The organism is Vibrio sp. THAF64 (assembly GCF_009363455.1).
Lineage (GTDB): Bacteria > Pseudomonadota > Gammaproteobacteria > Enterobacterales > Vibrionaceae > Vibrio > Vibrio coralliilyticus.
Genome location: NZ_CP045356.1, coordinates 1,123,975 through 1,140,407 on the forward strand (window position 1 = coordinate 1,123,975; position 16,433 = coordinate 1,140,407).

At 47.8% G+C, this 16,433-nt stretch carries 15 protein-coding genes; 5 read left to right on the forward strand and 10 right to left on the reverse strand.

The window, feature by feature from the left end; all coding sequences use genetic code 11:
* Positions 1-22 precede the first annotated feature (22 nt).
* Entirely contained in the window at positions 23-640 is a 618-nt protein-coding gene (locus tag FIU99_RS21610; RefSeq protein ID WP_006959859.1) for an NUDIX hydrolase, read from the forward strand.
* 81 nt (positions 641-721) lie between these two features.
* On the opposite strand, the gene FIU99_RS21615 is transcribed toward FIU99_RS21610, so the two are convergent.
* Positions 722-1,819, reverse strand: a complete 1,098-nt coding sequence (locus FIU99_RS21615) for a substrate-binding domain-containing protein (protein WP_039951831.1) — start codon at positions 1,817-1,819, stop codon at positions 722-724.
* An 82-nt stretch (positions 1,820-1,901) separates the two neighbouring features.
* On the opposite strand from FIU99_RS21615, the gene FIU99_RS21620 reads away from it, so the two are divergent.
* Both FIU99_RS21620 and FIU99_RS21625 read left to right on the forward strand, forming a co-directional pair.
* Positions 1,902-3,020, forward strand: a complete 1,119-nt coding sequence (locus tag FIU99_RS21620; RefSeq protein ID WP_006959857.1) for a substrate-binding domain-containing protein — start codon at positions 1,902-1,904, stop codon at positions 3,018-3,020.
* Positions 3,017-5,500, forward strand: coding sequence for a bifunctional diguanylate cyclase/phosphodiesterase (locus FIU99_RS21625; protein ID WP_006959856.1), 2,484 nt, complete (start codon positions 3,017-3,019; stop codon positions 5,498-5,500). Before FIU99_RS21620 ends, FIU99_RS21625 begins: the two co-directional genes overlap by 4 nt.
* Before the next feature lie 48 nt (positions 5,501-5,548).
* Here the strand turns inward: FIU99_RS21625 and FIU99_RS21630 are convergent, their stop codons facing one another.
* Positions 5,549-6,448: a DMT family transporter gene (locus tag FIU99_RS21630; RefSeq protein ID WP_039951830.1), complete on the reverse strand. Its 900-nt coding sequence runs from the start codon at positions 6,446-6,448 to the stop codon at positions 5,549-5,551.
* Positions 6,449-6,568: 120 nt separating this feature from the next.
* Between FIU99_RS21630 and FIU99_RS21635 the strand changes: the two genes are divergently transcribed.
* Positions 6,569-7,051, forward strand: a complete 483-nt coding sequence (locus FIU99_RS21635; RefSeq protein ID WP_006959854.1) for a MarR family winged helix-turn-helix transcriptional regulator — start codon at positions 6,569-6,571, stop codon at positions 7,049-7,051.
* A gap of 100 nt (positions 7,052-7,151) precedes the next feature.
* Here the strand turns inward: FIU99_RS21635 and FIU99_RS21640 are convergent, their stop codons facing one another.
* The 6 genes from FIU99_RS21640 to FIU99_RS21665 all read right to left on the reverse strand — a co-directional run bounded on the left by FIU99_RS21640 (position 7,152) and on the right by FIU99_RS21665 (position 13,084).
* On the reverse strand, positions 7,152-7,592 hold the full coding sequence (locus FIU99_RS21640; protein WP_006959853.1) for a cytochrome c: 441 nt from the start codon (positions 7,590-7,592) through the stop codon (positions 7,152-7,154).
* The gene (locus tag FIU99_RS21645) at positions 7,589-8,002 is read right to left on the reverse strand and encodes a cytochrome C (RefSeq protein WP_152472539.1); all 414 of its coding nucleotides are present in this window, start codon (positions 8,000-8,002) and stop codon (positions 7,589-7,591) included. The genes FIU99_RS21640 and FIU99_RS21645 overlap by 4 nt, the downstream gene beginning before the upstream one ends.
* Positions 8,002-9,228, reverse strand: coding sequence for a molybdopterin-dependent oxidoreductase (locus FIU99_RS21650; RefSeq protein ID WP_039951828.1), 1,227 nt, complete (start codon positions 9,226-9,228; stop codon positions 8,002-8,004). The genes FIU99_RS21645 and FIU99_RS21650 overlap by 1 nt, the downstream gene beginning before the upstream one ends.
* 4 nt (positions 9,229-9,232) lie before the next feature.
* The gene (locus FIU99_RS21655) at positions 9,233-9,529 is read right to left on the reverse strand and encodes a c-type cytochrome (protein ID WP_006959850.1); all 297 of its coding nucleotides are present in this window, start codon (positions 9,527-9,529) and stop codon (positions 9,233-9,235) included.
* A 312-nt stretch (positions 9,530-9,841) separates the two neighbouring features.
* Entirely contained in the window at positions 9,842-11,656 is a 1,815-nt protein-coding gene (locus FIU99_RS21660; protein ID WP_152472540.1) for a CocE/NonD family hydrolase, read from the reverse strand.
* A 9-nt stretch (positions 11,657-11,665) separates the two neighbouring features.
* Entirely contained in the window at positions 11,666-13,084 is a 1,419-nt protein-coding gene (locus FIU99_RS21665) for a YfcC family protein (protein WP_006959847.1), read from the reverse strand.
* Between the two features lie 130 nt (positions 13,085-13,214).
* On the opposite strand from FIU99_RS21665, the gene FIU99_RS21670 reads away from it, so the two are divergent.
* Positions 13,215-14,135 (forward strand): LysR family transcriptional regulator, encoded by a 921-nt coding sequence (locus FIU99_RS21670; RefSeq protein ID WP_006959846.1) that lies wholly within the window; start codon positions 13,215-13,217, stop codon positions 14,133-14,135.
* Positions 14,136-14,175: 40 nt separating this feature from the next.
* Here FIU99_RS21670 and FIU99_RS21675 read toward each other — a convergent pair whose 3' ends face one another.
* Positions 14,176-14,613, reverse strand: a complete 438-nt coding sequence (locus tag FIU99_RS21675) for a heme-binding protein (protein WP_006959844.1) — start codon at positions 14,611-14,613, stop codon at positions 14,176-14,178.
* Between the two features lie 20 nt (positions 14,614-14,633).
* On the reverse strand, positions 14,634-16,262 hold the full coding sequence (gene aceB / locus FIU99_RS21680) for a malate synthase A (protein ID WP_006959843.1): 1,629 nt from the start codon (positions 16,260-16,262) through the stop codon (positions 14,634-14,636).
* Between the last annotated feature and the right edge of the window lie 171 nt (positions 16,263-16,433).

Below are 16,433 nucleotides of genomic sequence, written 5' to 3' on the forward strand. Positions count from 1 at the left end.
GGATTTTTGAAGGTCAACGTAAATGCAACCTTGGTTAGATTGGGCTAAACAAATTAAAGCTATCGCACAGGCTGGCGAAACGTATGGTAGAGATAAGTACGATCTGGAGCGCTACCACCAGTTAGATGAGATTGCCCATCAAATGTTTGCTCATTTGAGTGGCAGCCCAGTTGAGCAGGTACAGAAACTGTTTATTCCGGAATCAGGTTATCCAACACCAAAAATAGATCTACGTGCTGCGGTGATCAAGGATGGAAAAATACTCTTAGTCAGAGAAAGAGAGGATAATTGCTGGACGCTACCCGGTGGTTGGGGTGATGTATGTGAAACACCGAAAGCAGGTGTTGTGCGTGAAGTATTGGAAGAGTCGGGTTATGTGGTGAATAACCCTCGGCTGGTGGCGGTGAAAGATCGTGCGATACATAACTATCAACCTGAGTTTCCGTTTCATATCTATAAGTTATTCTTTCTGTGCGATTTTGTATCTGGTGACGCGACGACTAATATTGAGATTTCTGAGATTGAATTTTTTGCACCGGATGAGCTTCCTCAACTCTCCCAAGGACGCGTATTAGTCGAAGACATCGAGATGATGTTTGACTATCTCGCCAACCCTGATAAGCCTATTTACGTTGATTAACAGTGAGAACTTGTGTTTACAGTGTAAAGTGAAACGCCATGACATTGTCATGGCGTTTGTGCTTATTGGTGGTGAATGCTCTTAATTATTTGACCCCGAGTATCGAAAGGCTTCACGTGTCAGTTTATCGAGCTCAGTATGGTCCATGTCACTATGCACGACGGTAATGCGGCCAAGATAGATCTGTGGTAATTCTTCTGCTCGACTTTCCAGATGAAATTTGATGGCTTCAGCTGTTGCGACGCCGAGATCATCGCTCATGCGCATCGGCGTCGCATCTAATTCATCAGAGCGTATTTTTTCAATTTCTTTCGCTGTTCCACCCCAGCCAGTCACATAAATGTCAGAGAGCTTCCCTGCTTCCCCTAAGGCATCTACCGCGCCCATTGTCATCGCAGTATTCGCGTTGTGAATCATGGTGACTTCAGGGAAATTATCCAGCACCAGTTTGACACCATCAGCGCCGCCGAGTTTTTGGTACTGACCGAAATGCTCATAGGCTGTCAGCCAGTCTCCTTTTTCTTCTACACAGTCAATAAACCCTTGAGAACGTTGGGTATCTGTAATGCCAGGAATACCTCGATTGGCTGCAAAGTCGACCTCGTTACCTAGGTGTTTGACAACGTGTTCACACAATACCTCTGCGCCCATTGCACTGGAGAAATCAAACCACGCATCTGGCTGGTGCTGCCACTGAGAATCTGGAGTATGGAAAGCCCAGATAAAGGTTTTGAACTTATCGGAGGCAGACAACTTCTGGATGTTTCCTGACTGCAAGCCGAGTTCTGACGGGCCAAAAATCACGAAATCGTAGGGCTTAGCAGCGTTTAACACCTGTTTGGTGTATTGCGTTTGCAATGAGTGTTCGATTTGTTTAGAGGTGTATTGAACGATTTCAAAAGGTACGTCGAGATCTTCGAGGCGTTTGACTAGAGCCGTGTAGTTGCGTACCCAGAAATCAGAAATATCCGCACTTGGGTAAATTAAGGCGATTTTGATTGGTTTATCGGCTGAAGGCCTGTTTAAAGGGACCGGTTCCCCACTGACTGTCTTTTGAAATGTTTCAAGCTTGATTTTATCTTGTTGAGTGTGGGAAGTCTCTGAACTAAAAGCAAAAGATGAAACACATAGAGTACCCGTCAGCACGGCTGTTAGCACTCTATTAACGTGAAATCGCATACTTGTTACCAAATGTTTTGATTGTGTATTAACATTATTATAAATATATAAAAATTATGAGTTAAAGATTTTTATAATTAATATGCATAAAGTTTTAATTTTGGCGAGCGTGTTGCTCGCCTCTGTTTGTAGCTTGCCGTTATTTGCAGACACAACTGACACCGATTTTTTTACCTATGCCAAAGATAAAGTAACGCTTGCAATAGCTAGCGATCAGGCGTGGGATGGACCTAGTTCTGGCCCTAAAATTGTTCACGACAGAAACATCATTTTCGTTGCTTCAGACCTTCGCAATGGCGGTGTGTATGGCGTTGCGAAAGGCATGTCTGAGGCTATTTCTCACTTGGATTGGCACTTAAGGTTTATTGACGGTCTCGGTTCAGAGGTGCGCCAGGGGGCCGCCATAAGAAAGGCGATTGGCTTTGAACCCGATGCGATTGTGTTAGGTGGCATTGATGCGCACCGACATAAAGATATTCTCAAACTTGCTGAAAGCTTAGGCATTACGGTTATTGGTTGGCATGCCACGGAGCTAGCAGGGGGCAATCCAGATATTGGCTTGTACATGAACATCACCACTGATCCATTGGCTGTTGCGGAGGTAGCTGCATTACTGGCCATCGTTAACTCCAATGGCTTGGTGAATGCGTTGGTGTTTACCGATCCGAACTACAAGATCGCGACGATTAAGTCTGATGCTATGGTTGCGGCAATTGAGCGCTGTGAAACGTGTAAAGTGTTAGAGCTTAAAGCGCTACCGTTGGATAAAATTGCTGAACAAATGCCAGCTGTACTCGATCAATTGTGGGAAAAACATGGCGATGAAATTACCCACATACTCGCCATCAACGATCTGTACATTGATTACGCGATTCCTTCTTTGGAGTCGATTTTAGAAGAGAACAAGCCTATTCCACAGAACATCTCTGCTGGAGATGGCAGTAAAGCAGCGTACAAGCGTATCGACAGTGATTTCTTTCAGCTTGCCACTGTACCTGAGCCCCTTTATCTACAAGGTTGGCAAATCATTGATGAGCTTAATCGAGCCTTTCATAACATGCCGCCTAGCGGTTACTCCGCCCCTGTACACCTAGTCACGCCTGACAATGTTGCAGAGTTAATCAGTCAAAAAGATACGGGGATTTATGATCCGCAAAACGGCTATCGCGAAGCGTATCTGAGTATATGGAAGCCGCAATGAAATTCAGCCCTATCAACCTAACTCAGCGCTTGATTGTTTCCAACCTGCTTTCTTTGCTGATCGTCAGCTTCGCGGTGTTTATGGTCATTCGCTCGCTCCACTCTGTTGAGTCGACTCTTAAAACGGAGACCACATCGCATGTGTCAGATCTGATCGTGAACTCCGAGATCAGTCGGCGGGTATTTGCTCTGACTTCAAGGGTTAAGCTGCTTGAGCAGACGTTCTTGTTCAGTGAAACCACCTTGTCGGAAGAAGCTTTTAATGTCGACTTCCAACTTCAGCGACTGCGCGACCTCTCTACTAATCAGGAGTTCTCACTCAAGATTGATGCATTTATCGAAAGCTTCCATCGCTTTCTGGGTAGTTCTTTAGCGTTAAATCGTATTCTTAAGCAAACTCATGAGATTGACGACACCTTAGCAGAGCAGTTGGATCAACTGGAACTTGCGATTGCTGACAGCAAGCTTCGCCACATTAATGAGCCTGACTTTATGCGCTATAACAATGAGTTAGACCTAGTGAATATGTTGCGCGAAGCGTTTCTTTCTGCCGGTAAAATGGTCGGTGATATACACAGCCGAATCACCCCTGAAACAGAAAAAGTGCTGTTGATTGAAGTTGAAAAAGAGCTCGATATCTTCCTGCTTCATCTGGAAAACGTCGATATCAAAACTGAAGCGGTCGTGTCACAGAAGAAACGTATCAATCGTACGGTTAAACGCTATAACGCAGCCTTGAGACGTATTCGCGCTAATCTGGAACAGCGTTGGATTGTGATGGCCTCGCTGGTGGATGCACAAACTCAGCTACTGAACATGGTCGAGAACACGGAAGCGCGAGTACTAAATCAGGCGCTTGAGTTAACCAAAAAGCTGGAAAAAGAGATAGAAGCATCGCGACTCAATGCCGTCACCATGAGTGTTGCTGCAGTTCTGCTGTCAGTATTGTTGGTGAGTCATGTGGTGCGTCGTCATATTCGAAAACCACTTGATGATTTGAAGGACGGTTTTGATCGCCTTGAGTCTGACTCAATTAAAAAACCGATCGACTTAGGGCGCCAAGACGAGTGGGGACACATAGAAAGTGCCTACAACAACATGGCTTCTCGTCTGTCAGATGCTTATTTAGAGCTGCATGATGAGAAAAAGAATTTCGACTTTCTCGCGCACCATGATCCGCTGACTGGTTTGGCTAACCGCTTATTGGCAACGAAACAGCTTGAACGTGAAATCGCACAGAGCAAACAAAGTGGCGCTCCTTTCGTTCTACTCTACCTCGATACTGACGAGTTCAAAACCATCAATGATTCTTTGGGTCATGCTTCTGGGGACAACTTACTAGTAAACATTTCTGAAATTCTGACGAAGATTATTGGAGACTCAGGGTTTGTCGCACGTATGGGCGGTGATGAGTTTATGATTGTTATCTCTGATGCCAATCTCAAAGATGGTGAAGCCCTGGCGGAGCGAATCAACAAAGCGCTGCGCAAGCCGTATTACATTGAAGACAACCTGATTTTTGTCTCTACCAGTATCGGTGTATGTGAGTTCCCACTCCATGGTAAGGATGGTGAAACCTTAGTGCGTAATGCGGATACGGCTATGTACCACGCGAAGCGATGTGGCCGAGATCAGTACAAAGTCTACGCGGATAAGATGACCCATGAAGTGACGGACTTGGTTGAGACCAATATCGGCCTTCGTCAAGCGATTGCTAATGAAGAGCTAGTGGTGTATTTCCAACCCAAGGTCGATTTAGACTCAAACACCATTGTTGGGGCCGAGGCATTGGTGCGCTGGAATCATCCTAAATTGGGGATGCTGCCACCGGCTGAATTCCTTGAAGTGGCCGAGAAAACGGATTTAATTACTGAGATCGATAAATGGGTATTCAGAAAAGTCGCGAATCTGATCACTCAGTGGCAGCGAGCGGGTATCGATTTGCAAGGTGTGCTGTTCTCTATCAACTTTTCAGCGCGTATGTTCTATCGAACTGATTTAGCTGAACAGTTGCAACAGATATTGGATGACACCGACTGCCAGCCGCATCAGTTGCTACTGGAAATCACAGAACGCGACATGATGCGTGATTTTGAAACCTGCGTTAGAACTATTGCGACCTTGCGTGAGAAAGGCTACAAGATTGCGATTGATGACTTTGGAACAGGCTACTCTTCACTGTCGGTACTCAAAAATCTGTCAGCAGATTGCATCAAGCTTGATCGGAGTTTTATCGAAGATGTGAATTCCTCAAAAGTTGACTACGAAATTACCCGAGCGGTGCTTAAGTTGGCACAAATTCTTGAGTTTTCAGTGATTGCCGAAGGGGTAGAAACCGAGTCTCATGTAGAGACCCTACGTCAGATTGGCTGCCGATGTGCACAGGGGTATTATTTTGCTAAACCTCTGCCAGTCGAAGAGTGGATTAACTATCTTCATTCAATTGAACAGTCAGCCATTGTTTCTGACACCTTTAGTTAATCAAAAAGGGCCACATTAACGTGGCCCTTTTCAATAGATGTAATCTGCTCAGCTAGATTTACATTGTGCTGGCGACGGCTTGTTTTGTCTCAGTGCCAGTATAGCCTGTGGCAGAAGCGACATCACAATCATGCCAATCATCAAGCTGTACTGGAATGGGCTAAAGGATTCACCCAGCAGCACCAGTCCCGTTAAGATGCCAGCAATTGGGTTGGCAATACCACCAAAGGTAAAGTCTACCACTGTCATGCGTTGCAGCAGCCACACGTACATGCCGTATCCCAGTGCCGTATTAAGACCTACCACCCACAATAAACCTAAGCCATTATGTAGTGAGAAATTCCCCAGTGCGTTGCTGTATTGCGCTGGGTCCACGACAGCCTGAAATCCTGCCGCAACAGACAAAATTGCACCACCGAGAATCAGTTGCCATGTCAGTACTGTCCACCAGTGCATGCGATTGCCCAATGACTTGGTCAGAGAGCTACCCGCAACAATACACATGATGGCAGCCAGCATGGCACCCAAACCAATCGGGTCGAGGCTGATGGAGCCTGGAGAGAATAGCATCCACGCCAGACCAACCAACGCAGCACCACAGACAGCTTGAATAGAGTTTGGACGGTTTTTGTTGACCACCCAGTTGTACACCATGGCAAATACCGGTACAGACACCATACCGACACCTGAGATTGCCGAGGGCAGGGTTAATGCCATAACAAAAATCAGACCGAAGAAGGTCGCAATGTTAATCAGTCCAAGACTGAAGAGAATTTGCCAGTCTCCTTTTTTTGGCAGAGACGGCTTAATCATCAGTAACAATAGTCCGGCAGGCAATGCTCGAATGGCGCCAAGTAGTAGTGGAGGCCAGTCGGTCAAACTATACTGTGTCACTGCGTATGTTGTTCCCCAGAAGAAGGCGGGGATCATAGCCAGTAATATATTCATAATCTTTTATCTTTACGTTAAGATATTTTTGCGTGAATGTACGCCTAAAAGTTCTGTTTGTAAAGTATCTTTATGTTAAGATACTTCGAAACGTCATTTTCTTAGTGGAGAAATCTGTTCATGGACGCTATAGATAGAGTGGTCGATCAATGGGCAAAGGAAAAGCCCGAATTAGATACTGAACCCATGGCCATCATGGGCAGGCTGCTCAGAATTGCCAAATATATGGAAACGGAAGTCACGCAATTACATAAGCGCTATGACTTAAAGCTAGGTGAGTTTGATGTACTGGCGACCTTACGTCGCAGTGGCTCACCATTCCGCCTGACCCCTTCTGAATTAATTGATTCAATGATGCTGACTTCTGGTGCGATGACCAATCGTCTGGATAAATTAGAGTCTAAAAGCCTGATTGTGCGTGAGCACAGTAAAGAAGACCGACGCAGTGTTACTGTGCAACTGACGGATGAAGGATTCACCTTGATTGATAAAATCATTGAAGAGCATGCTGAAGTGCAGCAAAAACTGGTAAAAGGCATGAACTCGAACCAGAAGCACCAGATTAATCAGATCCTCAAAGGTTGGCAGACTCAGTTCGAATAACCTCAAATCATGACCCGATGGGCGCTACAGTTGGTGCCCATCGGGTCAATCTTACCTAACTTTACTTATCTTGTTGGCTGTTAGAGCTTTCTTTATCCTCCTAACGGTAATCTTTGCTTTTATCGTAAAGATCGAGCGGTTCTAACGTGCTATAGAAGGCGGCGACATTCTTCATGTCCTGATCGGACAAAGATTTCACCACCGACTGCATATACAGATCCTGACGCTTATCTGTTTTGAACTCGCGTAGCTGTTTAAGGATATAATTCGCCTTTTGCCCTTTTATGTTCGGGTATGACTGGACGAAAGGGATGATTTTGTCGCCATGGCACTGGCTACAGAGGTTGGTCACCAAGCTCTCTCCCGCCGCGATATCGATGATAGCCTCAGGTGACTGCTCAGTATCGGATGGTTTCTCAACTGACAGTGCGTCTGATGGTTGTGTCGGAGCTGCTGGCTCCTCTGAACAAGCAGACAATACTGCGATGCAGAGTGCAGATACACCCGTTAGGCAAAGCGCGTGAAACATTGAGCGTGTCATTGTGTTTTTCCCCGCATTGGCGGCATCAAAGCACTTTCAATCGGCTTACGTCGATACTTGTTCATATCGATGCCCTGATCCTGATAGTAGGTGCTGAGGTAGTTGAGTACCGGATCCCAAGTGTCTGACAGATCCCACAGTCCTTGTGTGTCCACCATCCACTGAATCGTTTCTCGCCACTGTTCCTTATCACCGCTGTTCTGAGCCACAATAAGACTCGTGTGGCAGGCGTTACATTGGCCATTCACCAATTCCCACCCCGGCGCCATGATCAGCCCAGAAGCTTTATCGACACCGTATTTCTGTTCCGGTGTCAGCTTGGCTTCGTCTTCCGCTTGCACACTGAGTGCAGATAACGCCAGCAGTGAGGCGATAAATATCGCACGAGATTTGCCTGTAGCCCTTTTCATCACGACACCCTGATGGCAATACGATGACAGCCGTTGAACAGGTAACCTTTAGGGTTCCATTGCGGTTGGACGACGGGCTGGCTGTCGCCCTCGCTGTCGGTTGCTTTAGCCCAGATCTCATAGTACCCCGCCATTGGCAGTTCCAAATCGGCTTGCCATTGTTGCCATGCGCCTTTGTTGACGGGCTTCTCCAGTTTAGCGTCATGCCATGTCGTGCCATAGTCATAGCTCACCTGAAGCTTCTCCACGCTTCTCATACCTGCCCATGCATGGCCGCTGACCGTGACGGTTTTACCCAGAGCAAACTCAGTGCCGCTTTTAGGTGAGGTGATCAGTGATTTGACGATCATCTCTTCGATGATACGAAAGTCTTTATTATCGACCTTCTCTCCGGGAGCAATCGGGTATTTTGGCACCTGATAAGCCGGGGCGGCCATTTTGTGGCCATCGTGGATTTGATTGCGAACGCTGATCCCAGTGGCGCACTTTTGTGAGACGGAAGCTGGTCGGCCCGCAAAGACGACACGTAGCGGGTAACCATGCAGGTAAGGAATCGGCTCGCCGTTCATGGCCCACGCGATCAGTGCGTTGTCGTTCATCGCGGCTTTGATAGGCACGCCACGCGAGATGGCTTCGCCTTTACCGCTCAAGTGCTTGTCAAAGCCATGGTTGCCTGTGTAGACCGCATCATCTTTGATACCACAGTCTTTGAGCACATCACTAAGCAGTACGCCTGTCCATTCGGCACAATACACGCCAGCGTTGTTCCACTGGTTCCCCTTAGTGCTTGGGTAGAAGTTATTGCGGCTGTTACCGCCGCACTCCAATACCAGACTTTGGGTGTGATGTTTGAACTTAGATTTGAGCTCAGCAATGGTGTATGTCTTGCTTTGCTTGACCGACTCTCCCTTCACTTCAAATGTCCAGGTTTCTGGGTCGATTTGAGAAAAGTCCGGCATTTGACCATTCCAACGCACAAAAGGCACTCCTGCTGGTGTGACAGGAGGCGCGAGCATGCTTTCTGGCGGATAAGCATTGAGCGGATTCGTGTTGAGTACCGTGTAGTAATCCGGCAGATCTTCCGCTTTGGCCCAAGTTAGTGCGCTGATATCCAAAGCCGCAACGTTTTCCGGTCGATTAGCAGCAAACACCCAAGATACAGGTAACGCAGATACGGCGGTGGCGGAAAGGGCCGCCTTGAGAAATTGTCTTCTATCTAAACTCATGGGGTTACTCTTGATGGTTCAGGGTGTAAAAGTAATCGGCCAGCTTTTCGATATCCTCTTCAGACAGCAACTGGGCGACTTTGGTCATGGTGGCATCCTGACGCTGGCCGTTTTTGAAGTTGGAGAGCTGTTTGGTCAGGTAGAGCTTGTTCTGCCATTTCAGATTAGGGATAGAAGGAAACGCAGTATTGTTGTCACTGCCGTGGCAAGCGATACACATGTTTGCGAGTTTTTGGTAATCGTCGGCGGCCCCAAAGACAGGCAGCGAACAAAAGATCAGGGCAAGAATGGACTTTCGCAAAACGTCTCCTAAGCCTTAGGTTAATAAAGCAGGCTGGGTGATTAAAAATCACGCGCATTAGAACGAGTTTTTGCGATCAATAAAATTCAAATAAATTTAACCTAGGTTAACTAATATTTAACCCAGTAACGAAATCAATACCTGGTAACTTACTGATAGATAATGAGTATTTTAATCAACCAAAGATGAATTTTGCTGATGGTGGTAAGTATCTGAAATGCACTTAGAAATTGAAATCAGCGTGTTTTGACCATGGGTAAGAGCTGCCGAAAGCGCGAATAGAGCCCCTACCATAAATAGGGGCTTAATTTTCTAGCTCGGGAGTATCTCCAAGGTCAACATTGATGAATGACTGTGGCTACAGTGAATGGTGTTTTTGGCCACTTGTTTGGCATACGCCTCACCTTCGGGTTCACCGCTATTTGGGTTGACGTCAAACTTAGGGAAATTACTGCTGGCAATGTCTAATCGCAGTTTGTGTCCCTGCGCGAAGCAATTCTGAGTGGCAAACGCTTCAACCTCAATTTCGTAAATCACGCCGCGGCAAAGCTGCTCTGGCTGCTGCCAGCTCTTGTGGTAGCGACAACGAAAGATGCCATCGGAGATGTTCATCGCGAAGCCTTGCGGGTAGTCTTCGCTTGGCGGATAAACATCCACCAGTTTGATGGTGAAATCCGTATCCGGCGCGTCGGATTCAATAAACAGTTTCGCCGATACTTTTCCTGACACAATCAAATCTTCAGCGAGTGGTTCGGTCTCAAACACCAGCACATCCGAACGTGCGGCAAGGGGGAGATGGTTGCCTTTGGTACCATAAAAGCGAACATCTTCACGTTGATCGTACGCACCACCTTCAAACACTGGCTTACCCGAGGTTAACGCGCCGCCAATAGTGGGGACTGGGTTGCTCGGATCGGCCAGATAGCTGATGTGATTGTCTGTGGCCGGAGCCTGCTGGGTCAGCTGGCCCTGTCGATGCAGATACCAGTTCTGAGCTTCGGTGTTTTTCATTGGCCAGCGATCACTGCTTAGCCACTGGCCTCCGTGTTGAAGCCGGCCCAGTTGGTTTTTTTCACCTGAACCGCCGCCCATTTGGAACACCTGCACGTTGGCAAACGTATGACGGTCATCATTAAGCAGCCAGCGCTGAAACCACTTCACGCGAAAATCCAGCCAGTTGCTGTCAATGTTGTCGTCAAATGAGGCGTCCTGACCGAACTCTACGTCACCGCTATGCGTGGTATTTCGGTCTCCATGAAGCCAAGGCCCCATGATCAATGCTGTTTGAGAGCGATTCTTTTCACTCAACACCGTGTAGTTTTCCAGCGTACTTTTAACGTATACGTCGTACCAGCTCGACATGAGCAACACCGGAATATCAGCAATGTTCTGATAGCTATCAAGCGCGTAGATGCCGGACTTTTTCCAGAAATCACTGAAACTGCCCTGTTTCCACTGCTCAAGTAGATACGCTTCATATTCAGGCACATGGCGCAGTGGCGACTGGCCCGCTTTCCACGGCAAGTACTTAAACCATTCGCGAATGTCTTCCTGCTCCAGCGCTTTTTTTACCACAGGATCTTGCTCGGCTTTGGGGCTCACCAGTGCCTGGCGATAGGCCCATGTCGCCTGCTTGAGCTCAAACGCTCCGCCCTGACGAATACCGCACTTATAGGCATTGGAGAATCCCCCTGAATCCATCACCATACTCGCCAGCCCCGGAGGATTGAGACACGCAAGTGCCAGCTGAGTGTGGGCGGCGTATGACAGCCCCATGGTACCTATTTTTCCATTGCACCAAGACTGCTCAACTAGCCATGCACACGTATCGTAGCCATCTTCGGTTTCGTTGATGTACTTGGTAAAGGTGCCGCTGGACTGATAACGGCCGCGACAGTCCTGAAAGACACACACAAAACCTTTATCAACGAATGCCTGCGCCATTTCTTCACGGGAGACCTTATGCCCTTGCAACGTGACTTCAGAACGAGAAGGCGCCGTTTTGTCGTAAGGCGTTCGCTCCATTACCACGGGCCATGGGCCTTCACCGTTGGTTGGAAAGTAAATATCGGTCGCGAGTGTTTCTCCGTCTCGCGTACGGATTTTGACATCAGTTACTGCTTTCATGAGATGTCCTTAGGCGTATACGTGTAGGCTGATAGATAGGAAGACCAGGGCACACGCAATGGTGATGAGGAAGAATGGGAAGATGTATCTCGCCCATTGTCCCCATCCAACTTGTGCCGTCGCAAGGAAGATCAGTAGTCCGCTGGAAGTCGGTGTAATGATGTTTGTCGCCCCGTTACCCATCAGGAAGGCCAGTACCGTGGTGTGTGGGTCGACACCGGAAAGCTGCCCGAGTGGACCAAGGATTGGCATAGTGACGGCGGCTTGCCCAGAGGTGGATGGAATCGCCACGTCGATGACCAACTGAGAGAAGAACATGCCATAGGCAGCCAGCGTTGGTTGGCCTTCACCGATGACTCCGGCTAAGTGGTAGATGATGGTATCAAGCACTTTACCTTGCGCAAGGACAATAGCGACAGAGGTGGCGAGCCCGATCAATACGCCTGCGATGAGAACCTTTTTCATACCGCTGATGAAAGCGTTGATGGTGTCATTGGCTGACAAGCCGCCGATGACAGCGAAAATCACACCAAGCGAGATGTAATACGCAGATAACTCATTGTATTTCCACTTCCACGTTTGTGAAGCATAGACCAGAAAGGCGATGCCCAGTCCAAGAACCGTTAGTACAAGCGTATGGCGAACTGGCAGAGGTTTGTTGTCCCATTGCGCGACGATTTCCGTTGTGCGCGCTTCTTTGCGAATACTATGCAGCACGTACGCCACACCGATGATCATCAGTACCACGTAAACGAAAATACGCATCCCCATACCGCTGAATATCGGCACATCAACCAGTGGCTGAGCGACGGATAGGGCATAAGGGTTAGTGATCGATGCTAAGTAACCGACTTTAACCGGAATGGTGACAATCGCCAGACCGATAATTTTTGACAGTCCCAGTCTTGTTGCCATGGCGACGACCATAGGTATCACGAGCAGGAACTCCTTCGCCATCCCCATGAAGGTACTGCCCATGGAAAACACCACCATCAGGATCGGTACCAATAAGTAGACGTTACCGCGGGTGGCAGAAAGTGTGCGCTCAAGGCCTGTTTCAATGGCGCCCACTTTGTCGAGTACGCCAAACATGCCGCCGATAAACAGCACCATGAAAATCATGCCAGCTTGTTTGGTGATGGCTTGAGGAATACTGACTAACGCATCAAGCAAACTGACGGCTTGAGCTTCGCCTTCTTGAGGGTAAATACCAATCAGGTTGAGTGGGGAGACGTCTTTTTCCAGCACTTGGTAGGTGCCGGGAATGATCAGTTTGCCGTTACGTTCAAACTGTCCGGAATCGAAAAAATAGGTCATCAGTACTGCTACCACAACGACAGACAGCAGGATGATTACAGGGTTTAAGTTACCTTTCTTCTTGGGTTGTTCAGTAACATTTTGTTGAGCTGGTGATATCGCTTCACTCACTTTAAATCTCCATTTCGTCACATTCTATCCTACAACATTTCTGCAACATATTTTTTTGTGTTAGGGTTTTCAATTCAATGACGAATAGTCATAGATGTATGACTAAAGTGACTTATTTAAATGGAACCAGATGAATATAACGGCGAAACAACTTCGGGTGCTTAAAGCCATCAGCCAAGCTGGGACAACCAGTCTGGCGGCAGAGCAATTGAACTTATCTCAATCTGGTGTGAGTCGAATGTTGGCTCAGCTGGAAAAGGAGCTTGATCTGGATCTCTTTGAACGAGACCGAGGACGATTGAAAATTAAGCCCGAATCGCTCAATTTGTTATCAAACGCACTGCACGTTTTAGAGGGTATGGAACAGCTCCAGAGTCAGGCGTCGGAAATCAAAAGGGGACGCAAAGCGAAGCAAGTATTCAAGATTGCGATGCCTTATACCTTTGCCAAGTCACTGGCCCCCAAACTTATCAAGCAGCTGGTGGCGCTATTTCCTGACGTGTCGGTTGAATTGTTTTCCAGCCATTATCAGTCGATTGAAGAAAGTGTCTATTCCGGTCAGGCCGATGTTGGGTTTACCCGCATCAGCAATCATTCCAAGTTTCGTTCCACGGCACTGGATTCAGGGATTGCGATGTGTGTGTTTCCCGAGGGCCATGAGTTCGAGGCATTCCATTCGGTCAACGCTGACAACTTGCGCGATCAGAAACTGGTCATGATCGGGCGTAAGAGCAGTACTCGTCATGATGTGATGAACTGGTTTACTCGCAGTAATCTGTTTCCGGAAATCGTTGTTGAAGCGCACTCTGTCGATGTCGCTTGTTCACTGGTGGCGGAAGGGATTGGCGTGTCGATTGCCAACAGCACCATGCTCAAAGGGATGGATAATCACAAGATTCGAGCGCTGCCGATCTTGGACTTGCCTCGCTATCAGTACGGCGTGATCCAGCGGCCTGATGACATTGCCAATGAGCGCAAACAGCCAGTCATTGATGCGTTTTCGGATTTACTTCAGGAAATGTTGACAGAACTGCCCGTGTTGGGCCGTTAACGGTAATAAAAAAGCGGCCGGAGCCGCTTTTGATGAAGGGTTATGCCGCGTTCTCATCACAGAACAAGTCGGCGTGAGTAATACCACGCAGGGCGCAGCTTTCGTCGAGGTCGGAGATATCTCCACTGACCCCGACTGCACCGAGGATGTTCTGCTCAGCATCACGGATAAGTAAGCCACCAGGAACGGGGACCATATTACCGTGTGCCAGAACGTTTACGGCGGAGATAAACGCGGGGCGGTTGTCTGCGTCTTGAGCGAGCTTTCTTGAGGAGCAGCCGAGCGCGAGAGCACCCCATGCTTTTGCGATTGCGATGTCTGGCCGCATCATGCTACTGCCATCTTGTCGTTGCAACGTAATCAGCTTTCCTCCGCTGTCGAGTACAGCGACCGTCAGAGGGGCGCTTTGGCTCTTTTGTCCAGCCTGAAAAGTACCGTCAATGACGGCTAGTGCTTGTTCTAGAGTTAAACTTCCCATGTTATCTCCTGATTTTTTGTTTACGCGGCTCCTTGCAGAAGCTCGTAACTAGGTAAGGTCAGGAAGGTGGCGAACTCTTCTGCAGTAGACAACTTATAGAAAAGGTCAGCAGTTTGTTCAAAGCGGCCTGCCGCATAGCGAGCCTCACCCACTTCCTGTTTGATAGTGTCGAGTTCCTGATACAACCACGTGTGGAATAATTCTTTGTTGAAGGTTTGGCCATCATCCAGCTTCACGCCGTGATGAATCCATTGCCAGATGTTCGCGCGTGAGATTTCTGCCGTCGCCGCATCTTCCATCAGACCATAGATAGGTACACAACCTGAGCCCTGAATCCATGCTTCAATGTAGTAAAGAGCGATGCGAATGTTCTTGCGCACGCCAGCTTCGTCACGCGAACCTTCACATGGTTTAAGTAGCAGCTCTGCGCCAATCTCGTGCGCAGGGCTGACGAAATCGAGCTGATTGACTTTGCCTTCAAGGTTTTTATCAAACACAGACATCGCCAAGTCGACTAAAGCAGGGTGAGCGACCCAAGTGCCATCGTGACCATTGCGTGATTCACGTTCTTTATCTTCAATCACTTTAGCGGTGACGCGTTCCATCTCCTGTGGGTCTTTGGCAGGAATAAAGGCCGACATACCGCCCATTGCCAGCGCACCACGCTGGTGGCAGGTTCTGACGAGTAACTGACTGTAAGCATTGAGGAACTCTTTATCCATACCAACCACATGACGATCTGGCAGGATGCGATCTGGATGGTTTTTCAACGTTTTTATGTAGCTGAAAATGTAATCCCAGCGGCCGCAGTTCATCGCCACGATATGATCGCGCATGGCGTAGAGCATCTCTTCCATTTGGAATACTGCTGGCAGTGTTTCGATCAGTACGGTTGCGCGGATCGTGCCACGTGCCACGCCGAAGTGATCTTCAGTGAAAGCAAATACGTCATCCCACCATTTTGCTTCTTCCATGCTTTCTAGCTTAGGAATATAGTAGTAAACGCCCAGACCTTGTTGCGCTCGGGTCTGGTAGTTGTGATAGAAGTACAAAGCGAAGTCCATTAAACAGCCCGGAATCGCTTGTTGATTGAATTGGATTGATTGCTCTGGCAGGTGCAGGCCGCGTGGACGAGCGATCAGTAGGGCAGGGTTGGCATTCAGCTCATATTGCTTATTTTTTTTGTCGTCAAAGTAGCTGATGGTGCCTGCATTGGCGTCTCTGAGATTGATTTGCCCTTCGACCATGTTTTCCCATGTCGGTGAAGAAGCATCTTCAAAGCAGCACATAAAGACTTTCGCGCCGGAGTTCAGCGCATTGATAACCATTTTTCTGTCTACTGGGCCGGTAATTTCTACTCGGCGATCTAATAGCTCTGGCGGTGGTGTTGCCACTTTCCATGATTTGTCATCACGGATCGCCTGAGTGTCAGTTCTGAAATCTGGCAATGCACCCGCATCGTATTGCTTTTGCTGTTCCTCGCGTGCTTGCAGCAAAGCGTCACGACGGGCGCCAAATCGGTTTACCAATACTGTCAGAAAAGAAAGGGCTTCATCTGACAGAATCTCCTTATAGCCTGGGTTGTCTGTATGACCGACAACCTCCAGACAGGCAGTTTCTTCTCTTTCGGCTAGATCGTTCAAATTCATTGTTCGTCTCCTTTAAACAATATTGATCGATTTTGTGTACAAAAATTATTTACACGAATACTTATATGGGAAAATTTGTAAACAATCAAAGGGTATTTAACATTTATTTTTCATTTACTTGTCTGGGAAATTATTTTTACGTAAAGATATTTTATGTAAAGTAATGGTTTC

Excerpts from the sequence above, each read along its gene's own strand:
- FIU99_RS21650 (WP_039951828.1), bottom strand. The coding sequence starts at position 9,228 with ATGAGTTTAGATAGAAGACAATTTCTCAAGGCGGCCCTTTCCGCCACC.
- FIU99_RS21640 (WP_006959853.1), bottom strand. The coding sequence starts at position 7,592 with ATGACACGCTCAATGTTTCACGCGCTTTGCCTAACGGGTGTATCTGCA.
- FIU99_RS21610 (WP_006959859.1), top strand. The coding sequence starts at position 23 with ATGCAACCTTGGTTAGATTGGGCTAAACAAATTAAAGCTATCGCACAG.
- FIU99_RS21620 (WP_006959857.1), top strand. The coding sequence starts at position 1,902 with ATGCATAAAGTTTTAATTTTGGCGAGCGTGTTGCTCGCCTCTGTTTGT.
- FIU99_RS21670 (WP_006959846.1), top strand. The coding sequence starts at position 13,215 with ATGAATATAACGGCGAAACAACTTCGGGTGCTTAAAGCCATCAGCCAA.
- FIU99_RS21625 (WP_006959856.1), top strand. The coding sequence starts at position 3,017 with ATGAAATTCAGCCCTATCAACCTAACTCAGCGCTTGATTGTTTCCAAC.
- FIU99_RS21660 (WP_152472540.1), bottom strand. The coding sequence starts at position 11,656 with ATGAAAGCAGTAACTGATGTCAAAATCCGTACGCGAGACGGAGAAACA.
- aceB (WP_006959843.1), bottom strand. The coding sequence starts at position 16,262 with ATGAATTTGAACGATCTAGCCGAAAGAGAAGAAACTGCCTGTCTGGAG.
- FIU99_RS21675 (WP_006959844.1), bottom strand. The coding sequence starts at position 14,613 with ATGGGAAGTTTAACTCTAGAACAAGCACTAGCCGTCATTGACGGTACT.
- FIU99_RS21615 (WP_039951831.1), bottom strand. The coding sequence starts at position 1,819 with ATGCGATTTCACGTTAATAGAGTGCTAACAGCCGTGCTGACGGGTACT.
- FIU99_RS21635 (WP_006959854.1), top strand. The coding sequence starts at position 6,569 with ATGGACGCTATAGATAGAGTGGTCGATCAATGGGCAAAGGAAAAGCCC.
- FIU99_RS21630 (WP_039951830.1), bottom strand. The coding sequence starts at position 6,448 with ATGAATATATTACTGGCTATGATCCCCGCCTTCTTCTGGGGAACAACA.
- FIU99_RS21645 (WP_152472539.1), bottom strand. The coding sequence starts at position 8,002 with ATGAAAAGGGCTACAGGCAAATCTCGTGCGATATTTATCGCCTCACTG.